The organism is Enterobacter cloacae complex sp. IR5384 (assembly GCF_049237265.1).
In the GTDB taxonomy this organism is placed as follows: Bacteria; Pseudomonadota; Gammaproteobacteria; order Enterobacterales; family Enterobacteriaceae; genus Enterobacter; species Enterobacter cloacae.
On the sequence record NZ_JBMKHJ010000014.1, the window covers coordinates 70,146 to 85,400 of the forward strand.

The window sequence follows — 15,255 nt, forward strand, 5'->3', positions numbered from 1 at the left end:
CATTTCTCTGTTAAAAAAACATCAAAGAGAATTTACGGGCGCGAAGGCTACCATTAACAACATATGTCCGGAAAGAGCGGCCCCGAATATAGGTGTCTTGCGCTGTAAAGATGGTGGGTTTTAGGATTTTCTGATGAGTAATTTGCTTTAAAGCTGATAATTTATGGTTTTAAAATCCAGGTAATCGTTTGCGTTGGCGTGCAGTTTATAAATTCTATAAGCGATAACTATGAATTGATGCGAAAAAAAGGCCGGGTAACGACAGAACGCGCCCCGGCCCTCAGAAGAACGATTAACGCCTTATGTGCAGATTTCGTAGCAAGGAATATAAGCCGAGCCCGGCAGCTTCATACGGTGTTGGGCGACAAAGCCCTGCAGCATGTCGTCCATGCGGCGCATCATCTCCGGGTCACCGTGGATCTTATACGGGCCAAACTGCTCAATGGCGCGGATCCCCACCTCTTTCACGTTACCCGCCACAATGCCCGAGAAGGCGCGTCGCAGGTCGGCGGCCAGCACTTCTACCGGCTGGTCAGGATAGAGTTTCAGGTTCGCCATATTCTCATGCGAAGGCTCGAACGGGATCTGCAGATCCGGCGCAATACGGATTGACCAGTTAAAGCTGTAGGCATCACCGGTATCACGACGGTTCTCTTTCACCAGCGGCATCGCTTTTTTCATCTGACGCGCCACTTCTGCCGCATCGTCAATGATAATGCGATAGTGACGACGCGCGGCTTCACCCAGCGTATGCACGATAAACTCGTCCAGCACGCGGAAGTAGTCAGCACTCTCTTTCGGCCCGGTCAGGATCAGCGGCAGAACCTGATCTTTGTTGGCCGGGTTCATCAGGATCCCCAGCAGATAGAGCAGCTCCTCTGCCGTACCCACGCCGCCGGGGAAGATGATGATGCCGTGAGCGATACGGACAAACGCTTCCAGGCGCTTTTCGATATCCGGCATGATAATCAGCTCGTTGACCAGCGGGTTAGGTGGCTCAGCGGCGATGATCGACGGCTCGGTCATGCCGATAAAGCGCCCCTCTTTATAACGCTGCTGGGCATGACCCACGGCGGCACCTTTCATTGGCGCTTCCATCGCGCCTGGGCCACAGCCGGTGCAGATATTCAGCTCACGCAGACCGAGCTGGGTACCCACCCGACGGGCGTACAGATATTCGGTTTCGTTAATGGAGTGACCGCCCCAGCAGACGACCATATTCGGTGCTTCGCCAACGTGCAGGGCACGGGCGTTACGCAGAATAGAAAACACCAGGTTGGTGATATGAACCGAGCTTTCCAGGTCAAGATGCTGGAAACGGCCCGCGTTGTGGATCTGCCCGTTAACAAACAGGATGTCACGCAGCACGGCAAACAGGTTGGCCTGCAGGGAACGAATAATCCGCCCGTCGACGAAGGCCTCTTCCGGCGGGTTGATCACTTCAAGTTTCACGCCGCGCTCACGGCGCAGCACGTTGATATCAAAGCTTTCGAAGCGGGATAACAGTTCTTTACTGTTGTCTGTCAGGCTTCCGGAGTTCAGTACGGCAAGTGAACAGTTACGAAACAGTTGATAAAGATCGCTGCTGGCCGTGCGTTTAAGCATGTCCACTTCCAGCTGCGACAACATATCCATTGAGCCAAGCGGGCTAATATGTGTAATCAAGTGAGCTCCTTATGGGACGATTATCGTCATTCCCTGCTGATTACAATAGCCCTGCCGCGTGACGTTTCACAACCTAAAGCGCTGCATTACCCGCGCATATTGTGAAAATATTTATATTACTGACGCACGAGTCGGCCCGTCGCAGGCACAAAATCGGTATTGGTGCGCCACGGGTTAATGTCCAGCCCGCCACGACGGGTGTAGCGCGCGTACACGCTCAGCGTTTCTGGCTGGCAGAAGCGCTGAATATCGCTGAAGATGCGCTCCACGCACTGCTCGTGGAATTCGTTGTGATGGCGGAACGACACCAGATAGCGCAGCAGCTTTTCCCGGTCAATTTTGGGGCCGCGATACTGGATTTGCACAGAACCCCAGTCCGGCTGGTGGGTGATCAGGCAGTTGGACTTCAGCAGATGGCTGACCAGCGTCTCTTCCACGATCTTCCCGCTTGCCGCATTTTCCAGGTACCCGGCGCTGAACTCGTAGTTATCCACCTCGATATCCTGATCGTCGATGCAGGTGCCGTTAAAATGGGCGACAGGTTGGCCTTCCAGTTCATTCAGGCGATACAGGGCAACGGTCACGTTGCCCTGGGCACAGGCGCGTAAATCACGCTCCAGCGTGTGCTGAACCTCTTCCAGGCTGGTGAATTTGGTCTGATTAAAACTGTTGAGATACAGCTTGAAGCTTTTGGATTCCACCAGGTTAAGGGTGGCATGCTCCAGCTCAACCTGGCCTACCGCCACCTGCGGCAGACCGCGAGCATTCAGCCAGGAGAGCTCATACAGCGTCCAGATATCACCGCCGACAAACGGCAGCGCGTCTGCACGCAGCCCTAAAGGATCGCGGTTAAGGCTGCGCGGAACGCCCTGCAGCAGGCTGGCATCGTAGGTGTCGCGGTAATCGGTCGATTTACCCAGCGTTAAGCCACTTAACGCCTGATGATTTTCGTAAGACATGTTTCATAGTCACTTTACAGGTACACTTAGGGCTGAGTTTATCCTGTCTTACCAGAAGAGAGAAATCGGTGGATATCGAAACTGCAAATGCCCTTAAGACCTTCACTACCCGTTACTGCGACGCATGGCATGACACCCAGGGCACCTGGCCGCAAAGTGCTGATCTCTATGGTGTGCCTTCGCCCTGCATTATCTCTTCGGTGGACGACTACGTTATCTGGCAGCCGCAGCCCTGGTCTGTCGAGGAGAATGTAAATGCGGTTGAACGGGCAATGGACATTGTGGTACAACCAGCGGTTCACGTGTTCTACACCACGCAGTTTGCAGGGGATATGCCTGCCCGCTTTGGTGAGATAACGCTGACGCTGTTGCAGACCTGGAGCGAAGACGATCTGCAGCGTGTTCAGGAAAACCTGATTGGTCATCTGGTCACGCAAAAACGCCTTAAGCTTTCTCCGACACTCTTTATTGCCACGCTGGACAGTGAACTGGATGTTATTTCCGTCTGCAACCTGTCTGGTGAAGTAATCAAAGAGACAATCGGCACCCGCAATCGCGAGACCCTCGCCCCCTCACTTGCGGATTTCCTTACCCGACTTGAGCCGCTTCTGTAATCCATCATGCTACAGCGCGTGTGAGAGATCTCTTACACGGTTTGTGAGAGATCGCCGCAACGATCAGTATTACCTTACGTAATTAAGAAAAATATTATGATAATTATCAAAGGATTAATAAAATTCTGATGCAGCAAACCCGCTTTTCAGAGGCTGACAACGCTTACAGGGTGGGTTGTAAGACGAAGCGGAATAGCGGATTCTATCTCTGTCGACAGGACGCCGACACGAGAAACGAACATCAGGATGATGGCGCTTCTCACACAGGACACGTCAGGATGGCGCTGCAGGAAGGCTTCAGGATGAAGCAAAGGATCACGCAGGACGCGTAAGGGACACCTCCAGGAAGGAGAACGAGAACCGCTCAGGATGATCGGTGGGTCAGGATGGCCAGGACGTTTCAGGATGAAACAGACACATCAGGACGATGTGTGCAGGATGCAAACAGTTTACGGATGAACAGGCCTTCGGGCTTCAGGAAAAGTTGTCACGGAAGAGCAGGGAGCATAAATTGTAGCTGGAATGCTGCGAAACGAACCGGGAGCACTGTTTTTACAGTGCTCCCTTTTTTTATTTCTGTTGCCTGCAATGCTATGCTGCGCGCCGTTCATTTTTTCAGTTGAGGTTACTATGACGCAACACGATAGCGTTCGTGCCCGGTTGCACGCCATCGAAGCTCTTTTGCGCCAACATCAGCTGTGGCAGGAGACCGCGCCGCAGCCAGAGGCGTTCGCAAGTACCCAGCCGTTCTGCCTGGATACGCTGGCACCGTTTGAGTGGCTCCAGTGGGTGTTAATTCCCCGTATGCATGCGCTGCTGGAGGGGGGACATCCGCTGCCGCAGGCGTTTGCGGTCTCGCCTTACTATGAAATGGCGCTGGAGGCCACCCACCCGGCGCGTGCTGTCATGCTGGCTGAGCTGGAAAAGCTGGATGCGCTGTTTGCCGGTGATGACGCATGACGCTTGAGATCCTCTATCAGGATGAGTGGCTGGTGGCAGTGAACAAACCGTCGGGATGGCTGGTGCACCGCAGCTGGCTGGATCGTGACGAGAAGGTGGTTGTGATGCAGACCGTGCGCGACCAGATTGGTCAGCATGTGTTTACCGCCCATCGCCTGGACAGACCCACCTCCGGTGTACTGCTGATGGGATTGTCCAGCGAAGCGGGTCGTCTGCTGGCGCAGCAGTTTGAGCAGCATCAGATCCAGAAACGCTACCACGCGATCGTGCGTGGCTGGCTGACAGAAGCCGCCACGCTTGACTATCCTCTGGTGGAAGAGCTGGACAAAATCGCCGATAAATTTGCCCGTGATGACAAAGGTCCGCAACCTGCGGTAACTGAGTATCGCGGTATGGCGACGACTGAAATGCCGGTGGCAACCAGCAAATTTCCCACCACTCGCTACAGCCTGGTTGAGCTTTTGCCCAAAACCGGGCGTAAACACCAGCTCCGCCGACACCTGAAGCATTTGCGACATCCGATTATCGGCGACAGCAAGCATGGCGATCTGCGCCAGAACCGCAGTGCGGCTGAACATTTTGGTTGCGATCGTCTGATGCTGCACGCAAGCGAACTGAGCCTGACGCATCCGTTTACCGGCAAACCTCTGACGATCCATGCGGGTCTCGATGATGTCTGGATGCAGGCGCTGTCACAGTTTGGCTGGCTGGGGCAACTCCCCAAAAATGAAAGGGTTGAGTTTGTACCGGGCAACGTTCAGGATGAACGGCAAGCGCAATAATTTAGGGAACATATCATGGCTGAAGTAGGCATTTTTGTCGGCACAATGTACGGCAACTCGCTGCTGGTTGCGGAAGAGGCGGAAGCGATACTCACAAGCCAGGGTCATAAAGCCACGGTTTATGAAGACCCGGAACTGGCAGACTGGGAAAAGTATAAAGATAAATACATTCTGGTGGTCACCTCCACCACCGGGCAGGGCGATCTGCCGGACAGCATCGTGCCGCTTTTCCAGGGCATTAAAGATATTGGCTACCAGCCGGACGTTCACTACGGCATCATCGCCCTGGGCGACAGATCTTACGCCAATTTCTGCGGCGGCGGCAAGCAGTTCGACGCACTCCTGCAGGAACAGAGCGCCCAGCGCGTGGGCGACATGCTGCTGATTGACGCCGGAGAACACCCGGAACCCGAAAGCGAATCAAACCCGTGGGTTGAGAACTGGGCCACACTGCTTAAATAACATCCTGCCCGGCGGCGCTTCGCTTGCGCGGGCATGTGGGTTTTCCTGGCCGGGTCAGGCGTTGCCGTCACCCGGCGATAACTTCCGCACCAAACGCCAATTCCGTGAACCATCTTCCATTCTTTTAGGCTTTTGCCACAAACAACCTTTCTCATTCCCCTTAATGTTGTGTTTTTGCACGGTGAGAGAACGTGTCACTCCTTCATATACTTTCCCGGTCACAATAAAACGGCTTCAGGCCGTACCAAAACGACAAACACAAATCTCATTCTGATTACCCTACCGGTGCTGTACAGAGTGAACCAGGCGAAAGCTATGTTTCAGGAGTGCAACAATGAGTACATTAAGCCACGCGGCGAGCAGTGCGGAGAAGCGCACTAACGCTCGCTACTGGATAGTGGTGATGCTGTTTATCGTCACGTCCTTTAACTATGGTGACCGCGCCACGCTGTCGATTGCCGGCTCTGAAATGGCAAAAGACATTGGGCTTGATCCGGTTGGCATGGGGTATGTTTTCTCCGCATTTTCATGGGCCTATGTTATTGGTCAGATCCCGGGTGGCTGGCTGCTCGATCGTTTTGGATCCAAGCGCGTCTACTTCTGGTCCATCTTTATCTGGTCGATGTTTACCCTGTTGCAGGGCTTCGTCGATATCTTCAGCGGCTTCGGTATTATCGTCGCGCTCTTTACTCTCCGCTTCCTGGTGGGGTTAGCAGAAGCGCCATCCTTCCCGGGTAATAGCCGCATCGTGGCCGCCTGGTTCCCGGCGCAAGAGAGGGGAACGGCGGTGGCGATTTTTAACTCTGCACAGTATTTCGCGACGGTGATCTTTGCGCCAATCATGGGCTGGCTGACGCATGAAGTGGGCTGGTCACACGTCTTCTTCTTCATGGGCGGATTGGGGATTTTCATCAGCTTTATCTGGCTGAAAGTGATCCACGAGCCGAACCAACATCCGGGCGTGAACAAGAAAGAGCTGGAGTACATTGCGGAAGGTGGGGCGCTGATCAACATGGATCAGAAAAGCCAAAAAGCAAAAGTTCCGTTGAGCCAGAAATGGGCGCAGATCAAGCAGCTTGTCGGTTCGCGCATGATGATTGGCATCTACCTGGGGCAGTACTGCATTAACGCCTTAACCTACTTCTTTATCACCTGGTTCCCGGTCTATCTGGTGCAGGCACGCGGTATGTCAATTCTGAAAGCGGGCTTTGTCGCCTCCGTACCGGCTATCTGCGGCTTTGTGGGGGGCGTACTGGGTGGGGTGATTTCCGACTGGCTGATGCGTCGTACCGGTTCGCTGAACATCGCCCGTAAAACGCCAATTGTGCTCGGCATGTTGCTTTCAATGACCATGGTGTTCTGTAACTACGTCAGCGCGGAGTGGATGATCATCGGCTTTATGGCGATGGCCTTCTTCGGGAAAGGGATTGGTGCGCTGGGCTGGGCAGTGATGGCGGATACCGCGCCAAAAGAGATCAGCGGCCTGAGCGGCGGTCTGTTTAACATGTTCGGCAACATCTCCGGGATTGTCACCCCGATTGCCATTGGCTACATCGTCGGGACCACGGGCTCATTCAACGGTGCGCTGATTTATGTGGGTGTGCACGCCCTGGTGGCGGTCCTGAGCTATCTGGTGCTGGTGGGTGATATCAAACGCATTGAACTCAAACCTGTAGCGGAGCGTGGCTGATGACAACACAATCGAGCCCGGTTATTACCGACATGAAGGTCATCCCGGTGGCCGGCCAGGACAGCATGCTGCTTAACATTGGCGGCGCGCATAACGCCTGGTTTACCCGCAATATCGTGGTGCTGACCGACAGCGCAGGGAACACTGGCGTTGGGGAATCGCCGGGTGGTGAGGTAATTTTCCAGACGCTGTCAGACGCCATTCCGCAGGTGGTCGGCCAGGAGGTCGCCCGTCTGAATAAAGTGGTCCAGCGTGTTCACAAAGGCAACCAGTCGGCGGACTTTGACACCTTCGGCAAAGGCGCCTGGACGTTTGAGCTGCGCGTCAATGCTGTCGCCGCGCTGGAGGCCGCCCTGCTCGATTTGCTCGGTAAGGCGCTGAACGTTCCGGTCTGTGAACTGCTGGGGCCGGGCAAACAGCGTGACGCGGTGACGGTACTCGGCTATCTGTTTTATGTTGGCGATCGGCAAAAAACCGATCTGCCTTATCTGGCGCACTCGCCGGGCCACCATGAGTGGTATCACCTGCGTCACCAGGAGGCGCTCTCCAGTGACGCGGTGGTTCGGCTGGCCGAGGCGGCACAGGACCGCTACGGTTTTAAAGACTTCAAACTCAAAGGCGGGGTATTACCCGGCGAGCAGGAGATTGAAACCGCGCGTGCGCTCAAGAAACGTTTTCCGGATGCCCGCATTACCGTTGACCCTAACGGTGCCTGGCTGCTGGATGAGGCTATCGCCCTGTGCAAAGGACTGGGGGATGTCCTGACCTACGCGGAAGATCCGGTTGGGGCTGAACAAGGCTTCTCGGGTCGCGAGGTGATGGCGGAATTCCGACGTGCCACCGGGCTACCGGTCGCTACGAACATGATCGCCACCAACTGGCGTGAAATGGGCCATGCGGTCATGCTGAATGCGGTCGATATTCCGCTGGCGGACCCGCACTTCTGGACGCTTTCAGGCGCCGTGCGTGTGGCGCAGCTGTGTGATGACTGGGGGCTCACCTGGGGTTGTCACTCCAATAACCATTTCGATATTTCGCTGGCGATGTTTACCCACGTTGGCGCGGCGGCACCGGGTCACCCAACCGCTATCGACACACACTGGATTTGGCAGGAGGGTGAGGCCCGTCTGACGAAAAATCCGCTGGAAATTAAAAACGGCACCATCGCGGTACCGGATGCGCCGGGATTGGGCGTGGAGCTTGACTGGGATCAGGTCCACAAGGCGCATGAAGCGTATAAAAAACTGCCGGGCGGCGCGCGTAATGATGCCGGGCCGATGCAGTACCTGATCCCAGGCTGGACATTTGACCGTAAGCGCCCTGTTTTTGGACGTCACTGATAAAAGGATTGCACCATGAGCACTTTTACCACCCCTGTTGTTACTTCCATGCAGATCATTCCGGTTGCCGGCCATGACAGCATGCTGATGAACCTGAGCGGCGCACATGCGCCGTTTTTCACCCGCAATATTGTCATTATTAAAGATAACGCCGGGCATACCGGCGTGGGGGAAATCCCGGGCGGTGAGAAGATCCGCAAAACGCTTGAAGACGCCATCCCGCTGGTGGTGGGAAAAACGCTGGGCGAATATAAAAACGTCTTAAATACCGTGCGGAATACCTTTGCCGATCGCGATGCGGGTGGCCGTGGGCTGCAAACGTTTGATCTGCGCACCACCATCCACGTGGTGACCGGCATCGAAGCCGCCATGCTGGACCTGTTAGGTCAACACCTGGGGGTTAACGTTGCTTCCCTGCTGGGTGAGGGGCAGCAACGCAGCGAAGTGGAGATGCTGGGCTATCTGTTCTTTGTTGGCGACCGCAACCTGACGCCGTTGCCATACCAGAGCCAGCCGGACGAGCAATGTGACTGGTACCGACTCCGCCACGATGAAGCGATGACGCCGGATGCGGTGGTGCGCCTGGCGGAGGCCGCGTACGAAAAATATGGTTTTAATGATTTCAAACTGAAGGGCGGCGTGCTGGCCGGGGAAGAAGAGGCCGAAGCTATCTCAGCCCTGGCTAAACGATTCCCGCAGGCGCGCGTCACGCTGGATCCGAACGGGGCCTGGTCGCTTGATGAGGCGATCGCCATCGGCAAGCAGCTGAAAGGCGTGCTGGCCTACGCGGAGGATCCGTGCGGGGCAGAACAAGGTTTCTCTGGCCGTGAAGTGATGGCGGAGTTCCGCCGCGCCACGGGCTTACCTACCGCGACCAACATGATCGCCACCGACTGGCGTCAGATGGGGCACACCTTGTCCCTGCAGTCTGTCGATATTCCGCTGGCGGACCCGCATTTCTGGACGATGCAGGGCTCGGTACGCGTGGCGCAGATGTGCCATGAGTTCGGTCTGACCTGGGGCTCGCACTCCAATAACCACTTCGATATCTCGCTGGCGATGTTCACCCACGTGGCCGCTGCCGCGCCGGGCACGATTACCGCGATCGACACCCACTGGATCTGGCAGGAAGGCAATCAGCGCCTGACGAAAGCGCCGTTTGAAATCAAAGGGGGGATGGTGCAGGTCCCGTCCACACCGGGTCTGGGCGTGGAACTGGATATGGATCAGGTGATGAAAGCCCATGAGCTGTACCAGAAACATGGGCTGGGTGCGCGCGATGACGCGATGGCGATGCAGTATCTGATCCCAGAGTGGACATTCGACAATAAACGTCCGTGCATGGTACGATAAACGCATTGGGACCGCTCCCATGAGCGGTTCTTTACGTGGTGTATGCTTAACGTAACGACTATGCGTAAGGATGGCTTATGAAAATTGTTATCGCACCGGACTCGTATAAGGAAAGTTTGAGTGCGCTTGAGGTTGCGACAGCGATAGAGCAGGGTTTTCGCGAGATCTTTCCTGAGGCGGTTTACGTCAAACTGCCGGTCGCGGACGGCGGTGAAGGCACCGTCGAAGCGATGATCGCGGCAACGCAGGGACGCATTGTGCATGTTCCGGTGACCGGCCCTCTGGGCCATCGCGTGGAAGGGTTTTACGGGATATCCGGCGACGAGAAGAGCGCCTTTATCGAAATGGCGGCGGCCAGTGGTCTTGAGCTGGTTGCACCTTCGCAGCGCGATCCTCTGAAAACGACCTCCTGGGGCACGGGTGAACTTATCCGTCACGCGCTGGATGCGGGCGTTAAGCATATCATCATCGGCATCGGTGGCAGCGCCACTAATGATGGCGGTGCAGGAATGGTGCAGGCGCTGGGGGCCAGGCTGCTGGACGACCGTGAACAGCCGCTGGGGCAGGGCGGAGGCGAGCTGGGCAAACTTGCCCGTATCGACCTGAGCGGGCTGGACAAGCGTCTGGCCGAGTGCCGCATAGAAGTGGCCTGCGATGTGACGAATCCGCTTACCGGTAAGCTGGGCGCATCCGCGGTTTTTGGCCCGCAAAAGGGGGCCACACCCGAGATGATCATTACTCTGGACAATGCGCTTGCGCACTATGCGCGGATCATTGCCCGGGATCTTGATATGGATGTGCTCAACCTGGCGGGCGGCGGCGCGGCAGGTGGAATGGGGGCGGCGCTGTATGCCTTCTGCGGTGCGCAGCTGCGCCAGGGCATTGAGATCGTCACCGATGCGCTACATCTGGCTGACCAGATTGCCGATGCGGATTTGGTGATAACGGGTGAAGGTCGCATCGACAGCCAGACGATCCACGGCAAAGTGCCGGTTGGGGTGGCGAAGGTAGCTAAACGCTTCAACAAGCCGGTTATCGGGATTGCAGGCAGTCTGACGGCGGACGTTGGCGTCGTGCACGATCACGGCATCGATGCGGTGTTTAGCGTGATTTACACCATCTGCTCGCTGGAAGATGCGCTGGAAAATGCCAGCGAGAACGTCAGGATGGCCGCAAGAAATATCGCGGCGGTACTGAAACTCGGGCAGGGGATGTAGTTCTCCCTTACCCAGTGGGAGAGGGGTGAGGGTGTAGGCCCGGTAAGCGTCGCGCCACCGGGCATTTACCTCAGTTTCCTAACACCTTCATCGCTTCCCGCGTCACGTTATCCATCTCATCCAGCAGCTCAAGGAACTCCGGTTCCAGTTCAGATTCTGGTGTCCCTGCGCGTAGCTGCTGCTCCAGCAGCTGGCAGAGGTTTTTCAGGCGGGGCACGCCGCTGTAACCACAGCTGCCGTGCAGCTTGTGGATAGCCTGCAGCAGCTCCTCCGGGTTTTCGCCCACCAGCTGTTCTTCTACCTTATTGCGAATTTCCGGCAGAAACGCGACCAGCATCTGTAGCATCTCGCGGGCTAAATCAGGTTTCCCCGCCGCCTGGCGTAACGCAAGCTGCCAGTCAAAAGTGGCGTTCTGATTCACGCTAATCTCAACTGGTTCTGCTGATAAGGTATACGTACCGCCGATATGCCCCGGCTTATAGCGCAGCAGCAGGTTATGCAGTTTCTCTTCGTCGATAGGTTTCGCCAGATAATCGTTCATTCCGGCGCCGAGCAGCTTCTCTTTCTGTCCGGCCATCGCATGTGCGGTCACGGCAATGACCGGCGTTTGCTGTTGATGAGGTAGCTGGCGGATGAGCTCGCAGGCGCGAATGCCATCCATACCCGGCATTTGAATATCCATCAGAATCAAATCGAACTGCATCTGTTTGGCCAGTTCAACCGCCTCAGCACCGCTGGTGCAGAGCTCAACATGCTGAACCTGATCCTCAAGCAGCACGCCAATCAGCTTCAGGTTTGCCGGGTTATCATCCACCGCCATCACGCTCATCGGCAGCCTCTGCTCGTCATTAACCAGTGCCACGGCATGCTCATTCAGGCGGCAGTAGGCCGTCAGAGCAGGCAACAAGCGTGTGGCGGTGAGCGGTTTAAGCAGACAGGCGGCCGCCCCGTCGTTTTTCAACTCTTCGGCATTGATTTGCGCATGGCACGGCAGCGCCAGCAGCAGGTAGTCGGTCATCGACGCGGCTTTCGCCAGCCGTTCCTGCTGCATGGTGAGCTCCCCGGTGAAGGTGACCGGGATCCCCATCAGCAGGATATCGTAATGCTCAACGGTAAGCGCAGAGAAGGTCGGGCTGTAGACCACCTCCAGCGGCGTGGTGCTTAAGATATCCAGCGTGCACTGGGCAGCGGCGGCGTTCGGCTCCACGTAAGCGAGGCGCTTGCCTTTCAGGCAATCCGTCACCGGGCCGTCCGTCAGCACGTTCGGGTTGAGATCCAGGTTGATATGGAACCAGAACGTCGACCCCCGGTTTGGCTGGCTGTGGAAAGAGATATCACCGCCCATTTCTTTAACCAGTTTTTGCGTGATAACCAGCCCCAGGCCCGTACCACCGTGACGCCGTGAAATACTCGCATCCGCCTGACGAAACGCCTGGAACAGACGGGATTGATCCCGTTCGGGAATGCCAATGCCGGTATCGCGGATCTGAACTTCAATCTGTACTTTGTTATTACTGATGGCACGTTTTTCCACCAGAATGTCGATGTTGCCGCTTTCGGTAAATTTGATGGCATTACCGACAAGATTGGTAATGACCTGCTGCAGGCGCAGCGGATCGCCGATGACGTTATCCGGCACGTCGTTTTTAATGTTCAGCGTCAGCTCAAGCCCTTTGTCGTGCGACGAATGCGCCAGCAGCGTAACCACCTCATCAAGCGTACTGCGCAGCGGGAACGGAATGCTCTCCAGAATCAGCTTGCCCGCTTCCAGCTTGGAGAAGTCCAGCACGTCATTAATGATCGCCAGCAGATTGTTAGCCGAACGTTCAATGGTGTGCAGGTGATCGCGCTGGGTGGGGTTAAGCTCGCTCTTCAGGGTCAGGCGGGTAAAGCCAATCACGCCATTGAGCGGCGTACGCAGCTCGTGTGACATATTGGCAAGGAACTCCGATTTAATTCGGGCTGCCTCCTGGGCACGCTTTTTCGCCAGATCCAGCTCGACGTTCTGAATCTCCATCTGCTCCAGCGTTTCGCGCAGATCCGAAGTGGCCTGATCCACGTTATGCTGCATCTCTTCGTGATAGGCCGCCAGCGACATCGCCATCGAGTTGATGCCGTTTTTCAGCATGTCCAGTTCGCCCAGCATAAACCCTTCCACGCGGCTATCGAGCTGGCCACGGCGAATGCGGTCAACGGTGTTGACCATATTGCGGATGGGCCCGGTCACATCGCGCATCAGTCGCCAGCCAAAGATAAGCGCAATGCCGATACAGAACAGCATCATCACGCCGGAGATAAAAATCTCTTTGTACTGCTGCAGTCGCACCGACTTGAGGTCCAGCTCCAGCGCCACATATCCGAGCATATTGCTGCTGGACTTGGCATCGGATTGCGCGGACTCATCCGGCGAATAACTTTCCGAAATTATCGGCGTGCGCAGGATCATAATATCGCCCCGTCGCATCACCGTGAGATGGCGCGGGAACGGCGAACCGTCAGGAATTTTTAACGCTGCCGGATCAAGATGAAAATTAGAGGTGACGAACAGCCGGTTATGCTCGTCATAGACGGAGATCGCACGCACAATATCCGAGTGGCGGCGATGCAACACACTGATTAACTGACCAATCGATTCGCGGTTTTGCAGATTCATCCCGTATTCGCTGGACACGGCCAGCGGTTCGATAATGCTGGCTCCGGCATCTTCTAGCTGTCGCTGCAGGTCGTTATAGCGGTGCACAACGAAGAAGATGCTCAGCAGCAAACCGATGAGAACGGTGGGGGCGAGGATCAAAATCATCATGCGCGCGCGCAGGCTGTAGTTGGTCATGGCGTTCCGTTATGGGACAATTAAGATAATTATGTATATTTGAGAAAATTCCCGGCGATGGCGCAATTCTACTCTGCAAAGCGACGCGTGACGACGCGTCAGATCATCACTGTCGAAGCCACGGACCTTGACCCTTTTGGTCAGGGCGTCGCGCATCACAATGGTAAGACACTGTTTATAACAGGTTTGCTGCCCACAGAACGAGCAGAAATTACGCTGACGGAAGATAAACGCCAGTACGCACGCGGGAAGGTGAAGCGCCGTCTGACCACCAGCCCGGAGCGCACAGAGCCTCGCTGCCCGCATTTTGGCGTCTGCGGAGGCTGCCAGCAACAACATGCCAGCGTAGTTTTACAGCAAAAAAGTAAGAGTAATGCCCTGGCACGCCTGCTCAGGCATGACGTTGACGACATCATTGCCGACCAACCCTGGGGCTATCGTCGTCGCGCGCGGCTGAGCCTAAACTATCAGCCCAAAAACGAGCGGCTGGAGATGGGGTTTCGCAAAGCGGGCTCCAGCGATATCGTCGATATCAGGCAGTGCCCCATTTTGGTGCCCCGTCTTGAGGCATTGCTCCGGGACGTGCACGCATGCCTGTCCGGGCTGGACAGTGTTCGCCACCTCGGGCATGTGGAACTGGTCCTGGCAAACAATGGTCCGCTGATGGTGCTGCGCCATACCGCGCCGCTGTCCAAAAAAGACCGCGAAAAACTGGAACGCTTTTCGCATTCCCACGAGCTGGCGCTTTTTCTCGCCCCACAAAGCGAGATACTGGAGCAGGTTACAGGTGACGCGCCCTGGTATGCGTCAAACGGACTACGCTTAACGTTCAGTCCGCGGGATTTCATCCAGGTTAATGACGGCGTCAATCAGCAGATGATCGAAACCGCGCTGACGTGGCTGGATGTCCAGCCGACCGACCGCGTGCTTGATCTCTTCTGCGGCATGGGCAATTTCACGCTGCCGCTGGCCCGTAAAGCGGCGAGTGTTGTGGGGGTAGAAGGCGTCGACGCGCTGGTGGCGAAAGGCCAGGAGAATGCGCAACAGAACGGCTTGCAAAATGTGACATTCTTTCATCAAAATCTGGAGGAAGATGTCACGCAGCAGCCCTGGGCAAAACAGGGCTTTGACAAAATCCTGCTCGACCCGGCACGGGCAGGCGCACCGGGCGTGATGCAGCATATAATTAAACTCGCCCCGAAACGCGTGGTCTACGTTTCCTGTAACCCGGCAACGCTTGCCCGGGATAGCGAGGCATTACTCAGCGCGGGTTACCAGATTCAGCGTCTGGCAATGCTGGACATGTTCCCGCACACTGGGCATCTGGAATCAATGGTGTTGTTTGAGCACATCTAATTAGTTTGGCTTGTCGACTTCGACAGG

Annotated in this window: 12 protein-coding genes; 9 read left to right on the forward strand and 3 right to left on the reverse strand. The window is 56.0% G+C overall.

The genetic code is table 11. The features are described from left to right. Positions 1-300: 300 nt before the first annotated feature. On the reverse strand, positions 301-1,665 hold the full coding sequence (gene ppnN / locus ACOTX3_RS13490; RefSeq protein ID WP_013098530.1) for a nucleotide 5'-monophosphate nucleosidase PpnN: 1,365 nt from the start codon (positions 1,663-1,665) through the stop codon (positions 301-303). A gap of 116 nt (positions 1,666-1,781) precedes the next feature. After that, positions 1,782-2,624, reverse strand: coding sequence for an NADPH-dependent 7-cyano-7-deazaguanine reductase QueF (gene queF / locus ACOTX3_RS13495; protein WP_058679592.1), 843 nt, complete (start codon positions 2,622-2,624; stop codon positions 1,782-1,784). A gap of 68 nt (positions 2,625-2,692) precedes the next feature. Here queF and syd point away from each other — a divergent pair, with 68 nt between their 5' ends. The 8 genes from syd (at position 2,693) to ACOTX3_RS13535 (ending at position 11,042) form a co-directional block, all read left to right on the forward strand. After that, positions 2,693-3,238 (forward strand): SecY-interacting protein, encoded by a 546-nt coding sequence (gene syd / locus ACOTX3_RS13500; RefSeq protein ID WP_045902062.1) that lies wholly within the window; start codon positions 2,693-2,695, stop codon positions 3,236-3,238. A gap of 630 nt (positions 3,239-3,868) precedes the next feature. Further along, complete coding sequence (locus tag ACOTX3_RS13505) at positions 3,869-4,198, forward strand: YqcC family protein (RefSeq protein WP_013098527.1); 330 nt, start codon at positions 3,869-3,871, stop codon at positions 4,196-4,198. Then, positions 4,195-4,980, forward strand: coding sequence for a tRNA pseudouridine(65) synthase TruC (gene truC, locus ACOTX3_RS13510; protein ID WP_013098526.1), 786 nt, complete (start codon positions 4,195-4,197; stop codon positions 4,978-4,980). The genes ACOTX3_RS13505 and truC overlap by 4 nt, the downstream gene beginning before the upstream one ends. Positions 4,981-4,995: 15 nt before the next feature. Continuing rightward, a complete protein-coding gene (locus tag ACOTX3_RS13515) occupies positions 4,996-5,442 on the forward strand; it encodes a flavodoxin (RefSeq protein WP_058679591.1) in 447 nt (148 codons plus the stop codon). A 334-nt stretch (positions 5,443-5,776) separates the two neighbouring features. Then, entirely contained in the window at positions 5,777-7,132 is a 1,356-nt protein-coding gene (gene gudP, locus ACOTX3_RS13520) for a galactarate/glucarate/glycerate transporter GudP (protein WP_058679590.1), read from the forward strand. Then, positions 7,132-8,472, forward strand: coding sequence for an enolase C-terminal domain-like protein (locus tag ACOTX3_RS13525; protein WP_058679589.1), 1,341 nt, complete (start codon positions 7,132-7,134; stop codon positions 8,470-8,472). The genes gudP and ACOTX3_RS13525 overlap by 1 nt, the downstream gene beginning before the upstream one ends. 15 nt (positions 8,473-8,487) lie before the next feature. Then, positions 8,488-9,825, forward strand: a complete 1,338-nt coding sequence (gene gudD, locus ACOTX3_RS13530) for a glucarate dehydratase (protein WP_029882847.1) — start codon at positions 8,488-8,490, stop codon at positions 9,823-9,825. A 77-nt stretch (positions 9,826-9,902) separates the two neighbouring features. Continuing rightward, positions 9,903-11,042, forward strand: a complete 1,140-nt coding sequence (locus tag ACOTX3_RS13535; protein ID WP_040021628.1) for a glycerate kinase — start codon at positions 9,903-9,905, stop codon at positions 11,040-11,042. A gap of 70 nt (positions 11,043-11,112) precedes the next feature. Here the strand turns inward: ACOTX3_RS13535 and barA are convergent, their stop codons facing one another. Further along, positions 11,113-13,872 (reverse strand): two-component sensor histidine kinase BarA, encoded by a 2,760-nt coding sequence (gene barA / locus ACOTX3_RS13540; protein ID WP_023620554.1) that lies wholly within the window; start codon positions 13,870-13,872, stop codon positions 11,113-11,115. Positions 13,873-13,929: 57 nt separating this feature from the next. Here barA and rlmD point away from each other — a divergent pair, with 57 nt between their 5' ends. Next, on the forward strand, positions 13,930-15,228 hold the full coding sequence (gene rlmD, locus ACOTX3_RS13545) for a 23S rRNA (uracil(1939)-C(5))-methyltransferase RlmD (protein WP_058679588.1): 1,299 nt from the start codon (positions 13,930-13,932) through the stop codon (positions 15,226-15,228). Positions 15,229-15,255: the final 27 nt, after the last annotated feature.